The sequence below is a fragment of the Aestuariirhabdus sp. LZHN29 genome, assembly GCF_049985285.1.
Lineage (GTDB): Bacteria > Pseudomonadota > Gammaproteobacteria > Pseudomonadales > Aestuariirhabdaceae > Aestuariirhabdus.
The window spans coordinates 672,818-687,729 of sequence record NZ_JBNIEU010000001.1; the positions used below are offsets into that span (position 1 = coordinate 672,818).

The window sequence follows — 14,912 nt, forward strand, 5'->3', positions numbered from 1 at the left end:
GGGCGGTGAACCATGTCATTAAGCATTACCGAACGCTGTGTTAACTGCTACGCTTGCATCGACCTGTGCCCAAGCAATGCGATTACCCAGGGCACCACACAGTTTCACATTGACCCCCTGGGCTGCACCGAGTGCGCCGGCCATTATGCAGACCCGCAATGCGCCAGCATCTGCCCGGTTGAGGGTGCCCTGCTCGATGGCAGCGGGCAGGAGATCCATCCCCCCGGATCCCTCACCGCTATCCCTCCCACTATTCGCGTAACCGCCATGGATGGCCAACCCTCAAATACTGCATTGACATGAGCCTCGCCCTTAACTTCCGCCCCGGCCGGGAAACGCAGTTTAACAACCTGATGTCCCACGCCCAGTTCCACCCCAACACCCGCGCCCTGGCGCAGATCATCGCCAGTTGGCATAGCGGACTGGGAGTACTGCCCAAGCGCCTCGGACTCTCCCGCGACAGCTTTTGCGAACTGCAGCGCGCCCACTTTGGCCTCGCCAAGGCGTGGCGACACGAACTCTACAACAGTCGCGAGCGCCTCGACGCGCGCCTTGACGACCTGCGCGAAGATCTGCTCAAACTATTGCAGCTGCATGCCCGCGACGATAGCCCCTCCGTGCACTGGATCGCGCAGATGATCGCCACCGCCTGCCAGGGCAGTAATCACCTATGGGAGGACTTGGGGGTATGGGAGCGCAGCACACTGAGCGAACTTTTTTCCTATAATTTTCCCTCCCTGGCCGCACTCAATACCCGGGATATGAAATGGAAAAAATTTCTCTTCAAACAGCTGTGCGAGACCGAGGGGATCTACATCTGCCGGGCCCCAACCTGTGACCAATGCACCGATTTCGATGACTGCTTCGGACCCGAGTAACGCCACAGCAAAACCGTCTGCACCCTCAGTGGCGGAACGGGTGCGCGGTAGCTATCTGGGGCTGGCGGTAGGAGACGCTCTGGGGGCGACGGTGGAGTTTATGACCCCACGGGAGATCGCCCATGACTACGGCGTTCACCGCAATATAGTAGGAGGCGGCTGGCTTCGCCTTAAACCGGGACAGGTCACCGATGACACCACCATGGCCCTGGCGCTGGGCTCGGCACTCTTAGCCGATAGGTCTATCGACCCCCTCCCTATCGCCGAGGCCTTTAGCCAGTGGATGCGCGCCAAACCGGTGGATATCGGTCACACCGTCCGCGCCGGCATTGCCCATTACCGCCGCACCGGTCACACCGCCATGCCCGAGGAGGAGATGAGCGCAGGCAACGGCGCCTGTATGCGCTGCTTGCCGATCGCCATCGCAACCTTTGGTCTCGATGAGACGCGCGTGCGGGCAGCATCACGAGCACAGGCGCACATTACCCACAACAATGCTCTGGCCGATGCCGGCACCGAGGCGGTGATCCTGATGTTGCACGGATTATGGCGCGGTGAAACCCTGCATCAACAACTGGCCCAGCACGTACAGCCCCTTGCAGAAAAACATCCTGCCTACGGTTTCCGCCGCCGCCCCTGCCTTAACCCCACCGGGTTTATGGGGCATAGCCTACGCGTGGTGTTCGAGGCGCTGTTCGATAGCGACAATATCGAGCAATGCCTGATCGAGGTGGTCAACCGGGGGGGCGATGCCGACACCACCGGCGCCATCGCCGGCATGCTAGCGGGGGCAGCCTATGGAGAAAACGATATTCCTTCACGTTGGCTAGACGCACTCGATCCTGACATTAGCCAGCAGTGCATCAGCCAGGCCAACCGCCTGCTGGGGCTGGCACCGCTGGAAGTCCGTTAATACGCCTCTGACAGAATCTGTGCCCGCCGCTTCCGATAATCACGCTCGCTGATCAGGCCTCCACCATAAAGTGCCTCTACCTTTTTTAACCGTTTTGTCGTGTTATTGAGCGAGGGCGTTGAGGAGAGCCGCTTTACCAGATACCCGTCATAAAACATCTTGTTGATGTTCTTGGTCATCGCGGTTTCCGCCAGTGCCCGCAGTGTCTCTACATCGCCAAAGATTCCGGCGCCAACACCGGGCTCTACCTCATCGGTCCGATAGCTTCTGCTGTAAACCTTGCGGGAAGTACGATTATCAATCAGCGCCACCTCGGCATGGGCGTGGGCCTCTCGATTGAAGTAATAGCTGCAATCGAACTTGGTCAGCACGACCTGCAGTCTATAAGGTGCGCTGTCCGACTCAGTAAAGAGTCCACTGCGTTTCAGGGCCTCGGTATAGGCTACTTGCACCACCACCTCGGTTTTATCCTCTGTTCTCAGGGTTTTTAAACGGTTTCCAAATCCTCCCCGAATTGCTCCCAGCCAGTGGGGATCGGTTCCCCGCTCGTCCATCACCTCCACCCGGTTTATCACCGGCTCGGCTCCTGCAACGACAACCCCCCGGTCTGTGTAGTCGATATCTGCTTTGTAGTTCATTGAGCAGCCACCCAAGACCAGCATCGCCAACAGCGCAATTCCCACTTTTTTCATTGTCACCCCTACCCCTGATTGTTGTTATCGCGATACGACCGTTAAAACGGTACGTTCGTGCGACAAAACTTTACCCTATTAGGGTAGGGATTAAAGTGACCAGGATCAGCAGAGTCCGACCATCCAAAATTCTGTGATCGCGTGCCCAATACGCCCTAAAGCCCCATTTCACTTAACCCCGCATGATCATCCGGCCGTCTGCCCTGGGGCCAGTGGAACTTGCGCTCGTATTCCGCGATCGGCAGATCGTTGATGCTGGCGTAGCGTTTGTGCATCAGGCCGTTGGCGTCGAACTCCCAGTTCTCGTTGCCGTAGGCGCGAAACCAGTTGCCCTCGATGTCGCAGTATTCGTAGGCGAAGCGTACCGCGATACGATGGCCTTCGAAGGCCCACAGCTCCTTGATCAGGCGATACTCCTGCTCCCGCTTCCACTTGCCTTCAAGCAGCGCCTCAATCTGATCGCGGCCCATTGGAAACTCGGTTCGATTACGCCACAGGCTGTCCCGGGTGTAAGCCAGCGCGACCCGCGCCGGATCTCGGCTGTTCCAACCATCTTCGGCAAGGCGCACTTTTGCTAGCGCCGTGTCGCGGGTAAAGGGCGGCAGGGGGTAACGTTTTTCATCCGTAGATTTCATGATAGATCCTCTTCTTTATAAATTTTGCTGGGCGCCTGTTAAAGCTTGTCGAGCCACGGCTAGTTACAGATCCAGCACCAGATGGTCCGACTCGGCGCGAGAAACACAGCTACAGATCAGCTGACCGGCAATGCGCTCTTCCGGTGTCAATACCGCATCACGGTGTTCGGGCATCCCCTCGAGCACCGATAGCTTGCAACTGCCGCAGTCACCAACCCGGCACCCCGAGGGCGCAGCGATACCAGCCTGTTCGAGGGCCTCCAGCAAGCTCTGCTGTTCGCTCACCCGCAGGCGCTGCTTGCTGCGTTCCAGGGTGATCTCGAAGGGGCGGTTGGGCTGAGCGGAATCGGTGCCGAAACGCTCGAGGCGCAGACGCTCGGGACCGATCCCTTGGCCGGCCATCACCTCCTGTAACTCCTCCAGCAAACGCTGCGGTCCGCAGGCGTAAAACAGCGCGTCAACGGGTGCGCCGGCTACCACCGCCGCCAGATCCAGGCGCTGTCCCGCATCGCCGACATAGAGGCTGAGACGCTCCCCCAGCTGGCGTTGCAAGCGATCCCGGTAGGCCATCTGCGAAGCTGCGCGGCCAGCGTAATGCAGATGTAACGGCCGCGCGGAGTGGTCAAGCGCCAGCGCCATGGACTTGATCGCGGTAATGCCGATGCCGGCGGCGATCAATACCGCAGGGCGCGCATCGTCGTGCAGGCGGAAATGGTTGCGCGGTTCTTCGCAGTTCAGCCGCGCACCCAGGCACAGCTGCTCGTGGACAAAAGCGGAGCCACCGTCCGTGCCTTCGCGCTGCACTGCGATCTCCCAAGCATCGAGACGCTGGGGGTTGGAGCTGATCGAGTAGTTCCTGCGCGATGCCGTCCCGTCGGGTAATCGCACCGGCACCGCAAGATGAGCACCCGCCGCGATGGCCGGCAGCGGCTCACCGCCCACCCGGCGCAACTCGTAAGCACGCACCCGCGGGGTTAGCTGGCGCACCCCCGCCACCACCAGCGCCAAGGGTCCCTCACCCAGTGCCGGCGACAGTCCCGAGGCAACGGGGTTGCGCCCGAGCGGGGCTTGCTTTGTCGTAGCTTGCTGCGCTGGGTCGAGCCGGGCGCTCAACGCCTTTATCTGCGCCCGCAAAGGCTCGATCCGCTCATCCAGCTCGACTTGGCTGTAACGCGGCGTGATGTGCTGCGGGCAGTTCCAGTCGAAGGCTTCGACGCTGATGATAAAACCCCGTTCGACCCGCGCGCGGTAGGTGGGCACCTCCAGCCGCGCGATCAGTTCGGGGGCCTCCTGCTCATCCACCAATCGCACCCGTCCCCACACCTTCAAGCGTCGGCGATTGGGATAATCCATCAGGATAAGTGCGATGCGGTCGTTATGGGCCAAGTTTCCGATACTAAGGTACTGGCGATTGCCACTGAAATCGGCAAATCCCAGGGTCTTTTCATCGAGCACCTGCAAGAATCCAGCAGCCCCCCCGCGGTGTTGCACGTAGGGCCAGCCATTCTCGGCTACGGTGGACTGGTAGAAACTGTCCCGGGCGGCGATAAACTCACGTTCCGGCGCCCCCAGCTGCACCGATTCATGAGCGCCCCCCTCGAAACCAGCGTTGGACTCACGGCTGCCGTTGCGGCGCTGGGCCGCTTTGACGCTGGGGGTAAAGGCGATGTTGGCGAAGGCACGAGGCATGGTGCGGCTCCCTGTTGTACGAAAATGTGATGCGGGTGAGGGATCCTCGGGCAAGGATTAGCTCCCTGCTCGAAGATCCACTGACACCGGGTCGAATTACCCCGCCAGCTTGAGGTCGACCCGGGGGAAGTCGATCTCGACGCGGCTGGCTTTGCCAAGGATGTTGGTCAACACATTCATCCCTACGTGGGTGATAATCTCGACGATATCCGCTTCGCTGTAGCCAGCATTGCGCACGGCAAGGATCTCGGCGGTGGTGACCTCACCCTGGTGCTCCGCCAAGGAGCGGGCAAACACAACGGCCGCCGCCGCTTTTTCATCTTCACTGGTGCCGGCACGGTTGGCTTCGATCTCCCGGGGGCTTAGCCCTGCTTTACGCCCAAGCGCGGTGTGAGCCGAAACGCAGTATTCGCAGGCGTTTTTCTGCGCCACTGCTAATGCGATACGCTCACGGGTCTGGGGACCCAAGCTGCCCTCACCGGCGATGCCATGGAGCCCCAAAAAGGCCCGCAGCGCAGCCGGTGAATTGGCGAATACTTTAAGAAAATTGGGCACCATGCCCAGTTGTGACTGGATCGCATCCAGCAGGGCTTTCTGTTCGGGGCTGGCGTTGGCGCTGTCGACGATGTTGATGCGGCTCATGAGTATTCTCCTGATTCTATGATGGTTGGGTAAGCGTCGCGGCGAGTGGCTGTGCCGTGAGCAATTCCATTGTGCTAAATATCATTTGATTAAAGAATATTCGTTTTTTACAATTCATTATTTCTAAATACGGAATAATTATGGACCGATTCCACCTAATGACCGTGTTCGTTGCTGTGGCCGAAGCGGAGAGTTTTTCGGCAGGGGCGCGTCGCCTTGGGATATCTGCACCGGCGGTGACCCGCGCCGTCGCCACGTTGGAGGCGCGACTGGGAACCAAGCTATTGAGTCGGACCACCCGTTTCGTCCGCGTCACCGAAGCGGGCCAGCGTTATCTGGAGTCGTCCAAGCGCGTCCTCGCCGATGCCGATGAAGCGGACGAGATTGCCGCCGGAATCAACTCCGAGCCCCGTGGCCACCTCGCGGTCACTGCCCCGGTTATGTTCGGGCGCCTGCACGTAACCCCGGGTATCCTCTCCTTTTTGGAGCACTACCCGGAGATGGAGGTGTCGGCGATGTTTGTCGATCGGGTGGTCAACTTGCTGGAGGAGGGGCTGGATGTCGGCGTGCGCATCGGCGAACTACCCGATTCCAGCATGCGGGCGCGCCGGGTAGGCACCGTGCGCCGAGTGGTCTGCGCCGCCCCCGATTACTTGCGCCAGCAGGACGTTCCCATCCACCCCCGGCAGCTGACGGAACACGCACTGATTGCCGCCAGCGGCGTCAGCCCGACCTCCGAGTGGAAGTTCATGCACAACAACCAATCCCTTGCTATCCGCGCCCGTCCGCGCCTGAACTTCAATAATAACGATGCTGCGATCGCAGCGGCCGTCGCCGGGCAGGGGATTACGCGGCTGCTCTCGTACCAGATCGCACCGCAACTGGAGAACGGGGAACTGCAGGTGATTCTCAACGATTACGAGCCACACCCTTTGCCAGTTCATATCGTGCATCGCGAAGGACGTCATACCTCAGCCAAGGTCCGCGCCTTTGTTGACCTGATTGCCCAGCAAATACATGAAAGTCTATCATTTAACAGCTAGGCGATGACCGGTCCATTGATATCAAGCGGCCGGTTAGTGGCCGCAATTGCGGTGTCAGGGCATAAAAAAGGGGAAGCGTCTGGCTTCCCCTTTTCCCGTACCATCATCAGGCGAGTTTACGCCCGCGACGATCGATATCAGTGCACGTGACCGTGGGCGATCTCCTCTTCGGAGGCCTCACGTACGTCGACGATCTCAACGTCGAAATGCAACACCAGACCGGCCAGCGGATGGTTACCATCCACGGTGACTTCGTCACCCTCAACGGCCTTAACCAAAATGCGCTGCATGGAGCCGTCCGGGCCCTGGGCCTGGAACGCCATGCCCGCTTCAACGCTATCGACGCCTTCAAACATGCTCTTTTCGACCGTCTGAATGAGGCCAGGGTTTACTTCGCCGTAGCCCTCTTCAGGATCAACGGTGACGGTGAGGGCAGCGCCTACAACCTTGCCCACCAGCTCTTTTTCCAAACCTGGAATAATGGTGCCCGAACCGTGCAGGTAGCTCATCGGCTCGCCGCCTTCGGAACTGTCAATCACCACACCCTCGTCATCGGTCAACTTGTAATGCATGCTGACCACCAGGTTATCTCCAATCAATAAAGACATACTCTCTCCCGTTAACTTATGGCTACTGCGCCCTGATGGAGAGTTGGGGTTTACCCACACACCTGCATCCGTCAACCGACGCGCTCGAGGGAGAGGTTACAGCATGGGCACCAAGTTGGCGACCCAACATATCCTGGCAATCGGCCGACAGGCTAGCCCCCCTACAGCGGTTGCGACTAGAATAGAGCCCTGTCTCATAAAGCGTCCCACCATGCCCACCACTTCCCACCATACCCTCGCCTCACTACAGCACGCCGGGCACGAGCTTAACGCCCCCTTTGACATCCAGCTCGATGGTGAGCCTGTGTGGCACTGCAGTCAGGTACTGCGAATGCTTCCCGGGCGGCGGGTAGTGCTGCGCCTGGAAACTAAACCGGGAACGGCGCAGGCGCGCGCGCAGACCCTGGTGGTCAAACTGTTTTACCGCGACAAGGATTACCTGCGCGAACGCGAGGGCTACCAACACCTGATCGACCAGGGCATCGACACCCCCGAGATGCTCCACCACTACCAGCACCCCAACGGGGAGCAGGCGCTTGTGCAATACGCTTTTTCCAGTGGCCAGTCGCTACTGCAACGCTGGCGGGAGGCCGAAGGGGCCGAACAGCCGTTGGCGGTATTACGCAGCGCCGTCGGCACCACCGCGGCACTGCATCACGCGGGCCTGGTGCAAGCGGACATCCATCTCGATAACTTCCTTGCCACCGGTGACCGCGTGCAGGTGATCGATAGCGCCAGCATCAGTGCCCATGCCACGCCCCTCGAACGCTCGACGGCACTGGAGAACCTGGCGCTGCTGCTGGCGCAACTGCCCCCCCGCGCCGACAACTGGACCTCTCTGCTGTGGCAACATTACGTCGATGCCATCGGTAACCCCGGATTCGACAGCAACGCACTCGGTCACGCCGTAACCCGGATGCGCGCCCAACGCTGGCGACATTACCGCAAGAAGCTATTTCGCGAGTGCACCGAATTCCAGTGCCAGCAGAGTTTCAAGCGTCTGTTGATCCAGCGCAGGGATGCCAACAACGCTGCTCTCCAGCAACTGTTGGCCGACCCCGACCCTTTTGTTGATGGGGGCGAAATCCTCAAGCGCGGCAACACGGCGACGGTCAGCCGTGTCACGATCAACGGCCAACGCTGGGTGGTGAAACGCTTCAATCTCAAAGGGCTCGGCCATGCCCTCAGCCGCGGTCTTAGGCCGAGCCGAGCCTGGCATTACTGGAGCAATGCCTACCGGCTACGCTTCGATGGTATCGCCACCCCGCTCGCCCTCGCTTTTATGGAGGAGCGCGCCGGCCCACTGCGAGGCCGCGCCTTCCTGGTGATGGAGTCGATCGAGGGCACCGACCTGGCCACCGCGCTCAACATCCCCTCCGCCTCTCCCTGCCCTGTTGCCACCCTCAAACGCCAGGTAGTGGAGATGTTCGATGGACTCTATCGGTCTCGCCTCAGCCACGGCGACACCAAGGCCAGCAACCTGCTGGTGACCGCCGAGGGACTGCAACTGATCGACCTTGACAGCTTGCGCAGCCACCGCCACGACGCTGCCCTCAAAAGCGCCCTGCGCAAAGACCTCGACCGCTTCCTTCGCAACTGGGAGGGGCCGCTACGGACCGAATTCGAGGCGCTGCTAGCGCCCTTTGCCAAGAAGCTTGAAACCCTGTAGGTCGGGCTTAAACTGGCCTCGCGGCATACCGCCCATCTCCTGATCGCTGCCGCCATCCCTGGCTCTCGCGATCTACGACCGACAGGGACGTCGGGAGTGCCGATTGTGCAGGAGCAACTATCGGCCTTTAACTGGCCTCGCCGCTCCTGGCCATCCCTGGCCTCGCGGCATACCGCCCATCTCCTGATCGCTGCCGCCATCCCTGGCTCTCGCGATCTACTTACATCCTGTAAGCAAAAAAAGGGCGCCCGAAGGCGCCCAATAGCGAGAAGCTTTTCGATTACTTGGAGGTGAACTCCGGGTAGGCTTCCATACCGCACTCGGCGATATCAACACCTTCGTACTCCTCCTCTTCAGAGACACGGATTCCGGTCACTGCCTTGAGGATGGCCCATACGATCAGGCTGGTAACGAACACCCATCCGAAGATAGTCAGGGCACCAATCAACTGGCCGCTGAAAGAAGCACCGCTGTTGGTGGCCGGAACAACCATCAGACCAAACAGACCGACGACGCCGTGAACAGAGATGGCACCGACCGGATCATCGATCTTCAGCTTGTCCAGGGTCAGGATAGAGAACACTACCAACACACCACCGATCGCACCGATCAGGCTGGCCTGGAAGGCCGTTGGCGTAGAGGGCTCAGCAGTAATAGCGACCAGACCAGCGAGGGCGCCGTTCAGTGCCATGGTCAGGTCAGCCTTACCAAACAGCAGGCGGGCAGCAATCAGGGCGGCAACCACACCACCGGCAGCAGCGGCGTTGGTGTTCAGGAACACCATTGCGACAGACGCCGCATTACCCACATCGCCCAGCTTGAGTACGGAACCACCGTTGAAGCCGAACCATCCCATCCACAGGATGAAGGTACCCAGGGTTGCCAGCGGGAGGTTGGCACCGGGGATGGCGTTAACCTGGCCATTAGGGCCGTACTTACCTTTACGAGCACCCAGCAGCAGCACACCAGCCAGAGCAGCAGCCGCACCGGCCATGTGCACAATACCGGAACCGGCGAAGTCGGAGAAGCCAAGGTCACCCAGGTTGTACATACCGAATACATCGGCACCGCCCCAGGTCCAGGCACCCTCCATGGGGTAGATGAAACCGGTCATCACCACGGCGAAGATCAGGAAAGACCAAAGCTTCATACGCTCGGCAACCGCACCGGAAACGATGGACATAGCGGTTGCGACGAACACAACCTGGAAGAAGAAGTCGGACGCACCAGCGTAGATAGAACCGCCTTCGAAGCCATCTTCACGGGCAGCAAATTCGCCCATTACCGCATCAACATCGACCGTTTCGATCCCGGATAGCATCAGGGAGCCGTCGTACATGATGGCGTAGCCGCACACCATATACATGATGCAAGCGATCGCGTAGAGCGCGATGTTTTTAGTGAGAATTTCGGTGGTGTTCTTTGAACGCACCAGGCCCGCTTCCAGCATGGCAAAACCGGCGGCCATCCACATGACCAAGGCGCCACACACCAGGAAGTAAAAAGTATCCATTGCATACTGGAGATGATATAGGTTGTTTTCCACAACAGTTCCCCTCTATTTAGAGTCGTTTGATTCGGTGAGTGATTAAACGGCGTCGGTGCCGGTCTCACCGGTACGAATCCGGATGACCTGCTCAACGGTGGTGACAAAGATTTTTCCATCGCCAATCTTGCCGGTATGGGCCGCCTTGCTGATGGCCTCGATCACCTGATCGAGCATCTCATCGGGGATAGCGATCTCAAGCTTTACCTTGGGCAGAAAATCAACCACATATTCTGCACCGCGGTAGAGTTCGGTGTGGCCTTTCTGGCGCCCGAAACCCTTGACTTCAGAGGCGGTTATACCCTGAACACCAATCTCGGAGAGGGCTTCACGCACATCATCGAGCTTGAATGGTTTGACAATTGCTGACACTAACTTCATGTAGAATCTCCTGGTTCGTTTTCGGGGCCGGCCGGTGGCTCTGAGTCCCGCGCTTATACTCTGGTCTTCCTGACCGGGTTGGCCTTAGCCATTAACGCTGCATAAACGTTGATGGCTAAGGCCACGCATCCTCGGGTAACTGCAATTAAGCGATCGGCCTGTGCAATTACGTAGTGCTTGCTCTTTGCACCAGCTATGCCAGATTGAGATTTATTATAAATTTCAATAAGTTATTGGCTTTTCAGAGAAGCAGGGAATTTCCTAACGCACCACAAAGCACCGTTTTTGGCCGATGCACCCTAACAGTGCACCAAGAGAGAGCAGTCTCGATTGTTCCCGTCAGCAAGCACCAGCAATGACCATTTCTGTTTCCCCATTGGTGCACTCCCACCCCGATAGAGGCTGGCTCCGCCGTTAAGAAGACACGAGGAGTAGGGGCGTGGAGATTCGCCTGTGCTAGAATGGCGCTTCTTTCAGGTTCAGCAGATTGCAGTCAGATGATCAACAAGATGTTTATTGCCGGCCTCAGCCGGCAGGCCGCGCAGGTACTCGGCGGCGAAAAATCCCAGTTACACCAGGATGCAGAGAAAAACCTGCAGCTGTTATTGCAAAGCGCCTTCGGCAAACTCAACCTGGTCAGCCGGGACGAGTTCGATACCCAGGCAGCGGTACTGGCACGCACCCGCGCACGCCTCGAAGCCCTGGAAGCCCGTTATGAGTCGCTGATCAGCGAACTCGAAAAGCGGGATCAAAGCCCCGACTAAAGCGCAGCGGCCCTACTCCGGTGTTTCCAGAAAGCTGACCAGCGCCTGGGCGGCTCGCGAGAGGTAGTGGTTACGCTTCCAGCCGATCCCTATGGGCAACCCTATGGGCGGATCGAAGGGCAGCGCGCGCAGGTCGGTGTCCTGTTCGAGGATCATCGACAGGCAGGTACTGATGCCCACCCCTTCGCGCACCAGGCGCTTCAGCAGCTCTATCAGGTTGGTTTCGAAGCGAATATCCAGCGGCTTACGCGCGCTGCGGGAGTAATCACTGAGCGCCTCACGCAAAAAATACCCCTCCCGAAACAGCACCAGCGGCTGATCGGTCACCTGCTGCAGGGTAACCGTCTGCTGACGCGCCAGGTCGTGGCCTACGGGTACGCAGGCCACGATCTGCTCTTCGATCAGTGCTCGGTAACGAACCTGCTCATGGGGACGGTCGGTGCGCAGCAGGGCCAGGTCGAGCTCTCCCGCCAGCACCATCTGCTCCAGGGTGGCGGTGCCCGCTTCAAACAGGGTGATGCGCACCCCCGGATAACGCTGGGAAAAGGCCAGCAGTCGCTCCGGCAAGTAATAGGAAGCGAGCATCGCCGACACCCCGAGACGAATGACACCCTGCTCCAGCTCCTTCAGCGCCTGCAACTCGCGCTGGGCGTCGGCCATGAGATCGATCATCTGGCGGGCGTAGCGCAGCAACACCTCGCCGTCTGCGGTGACGGTCATTCGCCGCTCGGTGCGGTTGATCAACTTTAACCCCACCTCCTGCTCCAGCTTCTGCATCGCCATGCTCAGTGCTGGCTGTGCAATCCCCAGCCGACTCGCGGCCTGGGTAAAGTTGCCGGTGGTCGCCAGCTCATTGAAATAGCGTAATCGTTTGAGATCCATACCCGGGGCTCGCCATCAAAATTACTGATAAAAAGTATCAGTGACATATATTGTATTTATTATGAGCCACATCATAGAGTAATGCCCATACCCGTCACCCTGTTTTGGAGAGTTTCATGAGTCAGTCACGCACCGCCTTCCAGTGGCAAGATCCCTTCGACATCGATGCCCAGCTCAGCGAAGAGGAGCGCATGGTGCGCGACAGCGCCCGCGACTACTGCCAACAGCAGCTGATGCCGAGAGTGCTGGAGGCTAACCGCCACGAGCAGTTCGACCCGGCTATTATGCGCGAACTCGGCGAACTGGGTCTGCTGGGCGCAACCCTGCCCGAAGCCTATGGCTGCGCCAACGTCAGCTACGTCTGCTACGGGCTGGTCGCCCGCGAAGTCGAACGCGTCGATAGCGGTTACCGCTCGGCGATGAGCGTGCAATCGTCACTGGTGATGCACCCGATCTATGCCTACGGTAGCGAAGCGCAGCGCCAGAAGTACCTGCCCAAGCTGGCCAGCGGCGAGTGGATCGGCTGCTTCGGCCTCACCGAACCCGACTCCGGTTCCGACCCTGCCAGCATGCGCACCCGTGCCGAAAGAGTCGACGGCGGCTACCGACTGATCGGCAACAAAATGTGGATCACTAACAGCCCCGTCGCTGACGTATTCGTGGTGTGGGCCAAACTCGACGGCGAGATTCGCGGCTTTATCCTCGAGAAGGGAATGGAGGGTCTGTCGGCACCCAAGATTGAGGGCAAGTTCAGCCTGCGCGCCTCGATTACCGGCGAGATTGTGATGGACAACGTGGTCGTTGGGGAGGAGCAGTTGCTACCCAATGTCAGCGGCCTTAAGGGCCCCTTCGGCTGTCTTAACAAGGCACGCTACGGCATCGCCTGGGGTTCCCTGGGCGCCGCCGAATTTTGCTGGCACGCCGCGCGCCAGTATTGCCTCGATCGCAAACAGTTCGGTCGCCCGCTGGCGGCAACCCAGCTCATTCAACTCAAGTTGGCCAATATGCAGACCGAGATATCCCTCGGCCTGCAGGGTTGCCTGCGGATGGGCCAGATGATGGATCAGGACGCGTGCCCGGTAGAGTTGATCTCGCTGCTCAAGCGTAACAACTGTGGCAAGTCATTGGATATCGCCCGTATGGCGCGTGACATGCATGGCGGCAATGGCATCAGCGACGAGTTTCACGTCATCCGCCATGTGATGAATCTGGAGGCGGTTAACACCTACGAAGGCACCCACGATGTGCACGCGCTGATTCTGGGGCGGGCCCAGACTGGCTTGCAGGCGTTCGGCTAATGAAGGGCGCACTCAGCGGTATCCGCGTACTCGATCTCAGCCGCATCCTGGCGGGCCCTTGGGCCACCCAGATGCTGGCAGATTTCGGCGCCGAGGTGATCAAGATCGAACGCCCCGGCTGCGGTGACGACACCCGCAGCTGGGGGCCACCCTATATCAAGGACAGCGCCGGCAACGACACCGAGGACGCCGCCTATTTCCACGCCACTAACCGTGGTAAGCGTTCCGTGGCCGTGGATATCACCCAGCCCGAGGGTCAGGCGATCATCCGCGAGCTGGCCAAAAAATGCGATGTTGTGGTGGAGAACTTCAAGGTAGACGGGCTGGCCAAGTATGGCCTCGACTACGCCTCCCTGAGCGCAATCAACCCGGCGCTGGTCTACTGCTCCATCACCGGCTTCGGCCAGACAGGGCCGTACCGGGCCCGGGCCGGTTACGATTTTATGATCCAGGCGATGGGAGGGTTGATGAGCGTAACCGGCGAGAGCGACGGCATGCCGATGAAAACCGGTGTTGCCCTGGCCGATGTGATGACCGGCCTCTATGCCTGCAATGCCATTCAGGCGGCGCTGATTCACCGCATGCAAACCGGCGCAGGACAGCATATCGACCTCTCCTTGCTGGACGTTCAGGTGGCGACGCTGGCCAACCAGGGCATGAACTACCTGGCCAGCGGCAAGGCTCCGGGCCGGCTCGGCAATGCACACCCCAATATTGTCCCCTATCAGGCGTTCGCGACCGCCGATGGCCATATTATTCTGGCGGTGGGCAATGACTCGCAGTTCATCAAGTTCTGCGCGATCGCCGGGTGCAACGAATTAGCCGGCAACCCTCTCTACAGTAGCAACCGGGAGCGGGTTAAACATCGCGATCAATTGGTGCCGATTATCACCCAACTGATGCAACAGCACAGCAGCGACTGGTGGCTACAGGCGTTGTCCGACCAGGGGGTTCCCTGCGGTCCCATCAATACCCTCGACCAGGTATTTGACGATCCCCAGGTGCAACACCGGGAGATGCAGCTGGAGCTGCCACGATCACAAGGGGGTAGCGCGCCGAGTATCGCCAACCCGATTAAATTTTCCTCCACTCCCATCGAGTATCAGGGTGCGGCCCCCGGTCTTGGCCAGGACTCCCGCACGCTGCTGCAAGCGTTACTGCAGTTACCCGATGACAACTGGGACGAACTCAAAGCCAACGGGGTGCTGGAATAACCCAACCCGCCGCTACAGGCCCATGGCGCAATGGGCCTGCCTGCCCCGTAACAGGTCT

The 14,912-nt window shown here is 59.5% G+C and carries 16 protein-coding genes; 8 read left to right on the top strand and 8 right to left on the bottom strand.

Translation table 11 applies throughout. The features are described 5' to 3' along the window. The first annotated feature begins 12 nt into the window (after positions 1-12). Genes ACP3PW_RS03245 through draG form a run of 3 tightly spaced genes read left to right on the top strand, consistent with a single transcriptional unit; the run spans position 13 to position 1,791 of the window. Positions 13-303, top strand: coding sequence for a 4Fe-4S binding protein (locus ACP3PW_RS03245; RefSeq protein ID WP_426415228.1), 291 nt, complete (start codon positions 13-15; stop codon positions 301-303). Beyond that, positions 300-878 carry a nitrogen fixation protein NifQ gene (locus ACP3PW_RS03250; protein WP_426415229.1) on the top strand — a complete coding sequence of 193 codons (579 nt, stop codon included), beginning with the start codon at positions 300-302 and terminating at the stop codon, positions 876-878. Before ACP3PW_RS03245 ends, ACP3PW_RS03250 begins: the two co-directional genes overlap by 4 nt. After that, a complete protein-coding gene (gene draG, locus ACP3PW_RS03255) occupies positions 856-1,791 on the top strand; it encodes an ADP-ribosyl-[dinitrogen reductase] hydrolase (RefSeq protein ID WP_426415230.1) in 936 nt (311 codons plus the stop codon). The genes ACP3PW_RS03250 and draG overlap by 23 nt, the downstream gene beginning before the upstream one ends. Here draG and ACP3PW_RS03260 read toward each other — a convergent pair. From ACP3PW_RS03260 to ACP3PW_RS03275, 4 genes are all read right to left on the bottom strand, one after another. Further along, complete coding sequence (locus tag ACP3PW_RS03260) at positions 1,788-2,483, bottom strand: hypothetical protein (RefSeq protein WP_426415231.1); 696 nt, start codon at positions 2,481-2,483, stop codon at positions 1,788-1,790. The two genes, draG and ACP3PW_RS03260, sit on opposite strands and share 4 nt — an antisense overlap. A gap of 155 nt (positions 2,484-2,638) precedes the next feature. Beyond that, entirely contained in the window at positions 2,639-3,118 is a 480-nt protein-coding gene (locus ACP3PW_RS03265; protein ID WP_426415232.1) for a DUF1348 family protein, read from the bottom strand. A 63-nt stretch (positions 3,119-3,181) separates the two neighbouring features. After that, on the bottom strand, positions 3,182-4,807 hold the full coding sequence (locus tag ACP3PW_RS03270) for a 2Fe-2S iron-sulfur cluster-binding protein (RefSeq protein ID WP_426415233.1): 1,626 nt from the start codon (positions 4,805-4,807) through the stop codon (positions 3,182-3,184). Between the two features lie 96 nt (positions 4,808-4,903). After that, a complete protein-coding gene (locus ACP3PW_RS03275) occupies positions 4,904-5,449 on the bottom strand; it encodes a carboxymuconolactone decarboxylase family protein (protein WP_426415234.1) in 546 nt (181 codons plus the stop codon). 140 nt (positions 5,450-5,589) lie between these two features. Here ACP3PW_RS03275 and ACP3PW_RS03280 point away from each other — a divergent pair, with 140 nt between their 5' ends. Beyond that, positions 5,590-6,492, top strand: a complete 903-nt coding sequence (locus ACP3PW_RS03280; protein WP_426415235.1) for a LysR family transcriptional regulator — start codon at positions 5,590-5,592, stop codon at positions 6,490-6,492. Between the two features lie 137 nt (positions 6,493-6,629). On the opposite strand, the gene ACP3PW_RS03285 is transcribed toward ACP3PW_RS03280, so the two are convergent. Then, complete coding sequence (locus ACP3PW_RS03285) at positions 6,630-7,100, bottom strand: FKBP-type peptidyl-prolyl cis-trans isomerase (protein WP_426415236.1); 471 nt, start codon at positions 7,098-7,100, stop codon at positions 6,630-6,632. Between the two features lie 211 nt (positions 7,101-7,311). On the opposite strand from ACP3PW_RS03285, the gene ACP3PW_RS03290 reads away from it, so the two are divergent. Beyond that, on the top strand, positions 7,312-8,769 hold the full coding sequence (locus ACP3PW_RS03290) for a lipopolysaccharide kinase InaA family protein (RefSeq protein ID WP_426415237.1): 1,458 nt from the start codon (positions 7,312-7,314) through the stop codon (positions 8,767-8,769). Between the two features lie 280 nt (positions 8,770-9,049). On the opposite strand, the gene ACP3PW_RS03295 is transcribed toward ACP3PW_RS03290, so the two are convergent. After that, positions 9,050-10,282 carry an ammonium transporter gene (locus tag ACP3PW_RS03295; protein WP_426415897.1) on the bottom strand — a complete coding sequence of 411 codons (1,233 nt, stop codon included), beginning with the start codon at positions 10,280-10,282 and terminating at the stop codon, positions 9,050-9,052. A 75-nt stretch (positions 10,283-10,357) separates the two neighbouring features. Further along, positions 10,358-10,696 (bottom strand): P-II family nitrogen regulator, encoded by a 339-nt coding sequence (gene glnK / locus ACP3PW_RS03300; protein ID WP_426415238.1) that lies wholly within the window; start codon positions 10,694-10,696, stop codon positions 10,358-10,360. 497 nt (positions 10,697-11,193) lie between these two features. Here glnK and ACP3PW_RS03305 point away from each other — a divergent pair, with 497 nt between their 5' ends. After that, positions 11,194-11,460: an accessory factor UbiK family protein gene (locus ACP3PW_RS03305; RefSeq protein WP_426415239.1), complete on the top strand. Its 267-nt coding sequence runs from the start codon at positions 11,194-11,196 to the stop codon at positions 11,458-11,460. Positions 11,461-11,472: 12 nt separating this feature from the next. Here ACP3PW_RS03305 and ACP3PW_RS03310 read toward each other — a convergent pair whose 3' ends face one another. After that, on the bottom strand, positions 11,473-12,342 hold the full coding sequence (locus tag ACP3PW_RS03310; protein WP_426415240.1) for a LysR family transcriptional regulator: 870 nt from the start codon (positions 12,340-12,342) through the stop codon (positions 11,473-11,475). 116 nt (positions 12,343-12,458) lie between these two features. Between ACP3PW_RS03310 and ACP3PW_RS03315 the strand changes: the two genes are divergently transcribed. Both ACP3PW_RS03315 and ACP3PW_RS03320 read left to right on the top strand, forming a co-directional pair. Next, positions 12,459-13,640 carry an acyl-CoA dehydrogenase gene (locus tag ACP3PW_RS03315; protein WP_426415241.1) on the top strand — a complete coding sequence of 394 codons (1,182 nt, stop codon included), beginning with the start codon at positions 12,459-12,461 and terminating at the stop codon, positions 13,638-13,640. Further along, positions 13,640-14,854 carry a CaiB/BaiF CoA transferase family protein gene (locus tag ACP3PW_RS03320; protein ID WP_426415242.1) on the top strand — a complete coding sequence of 405 codons (1,215 nt, stop codon included), beginning with the start codon at positions 13,640-13,642 and terminating at the stop codon, positions 14,852-14,854. Before ACP3PW_RS03315 ends, ACP3PW_RS03320 begins: the two co-directional genes overlap by 1 nt. Positions 14,855-14,912: the final 58 nt, after the last annotated feature.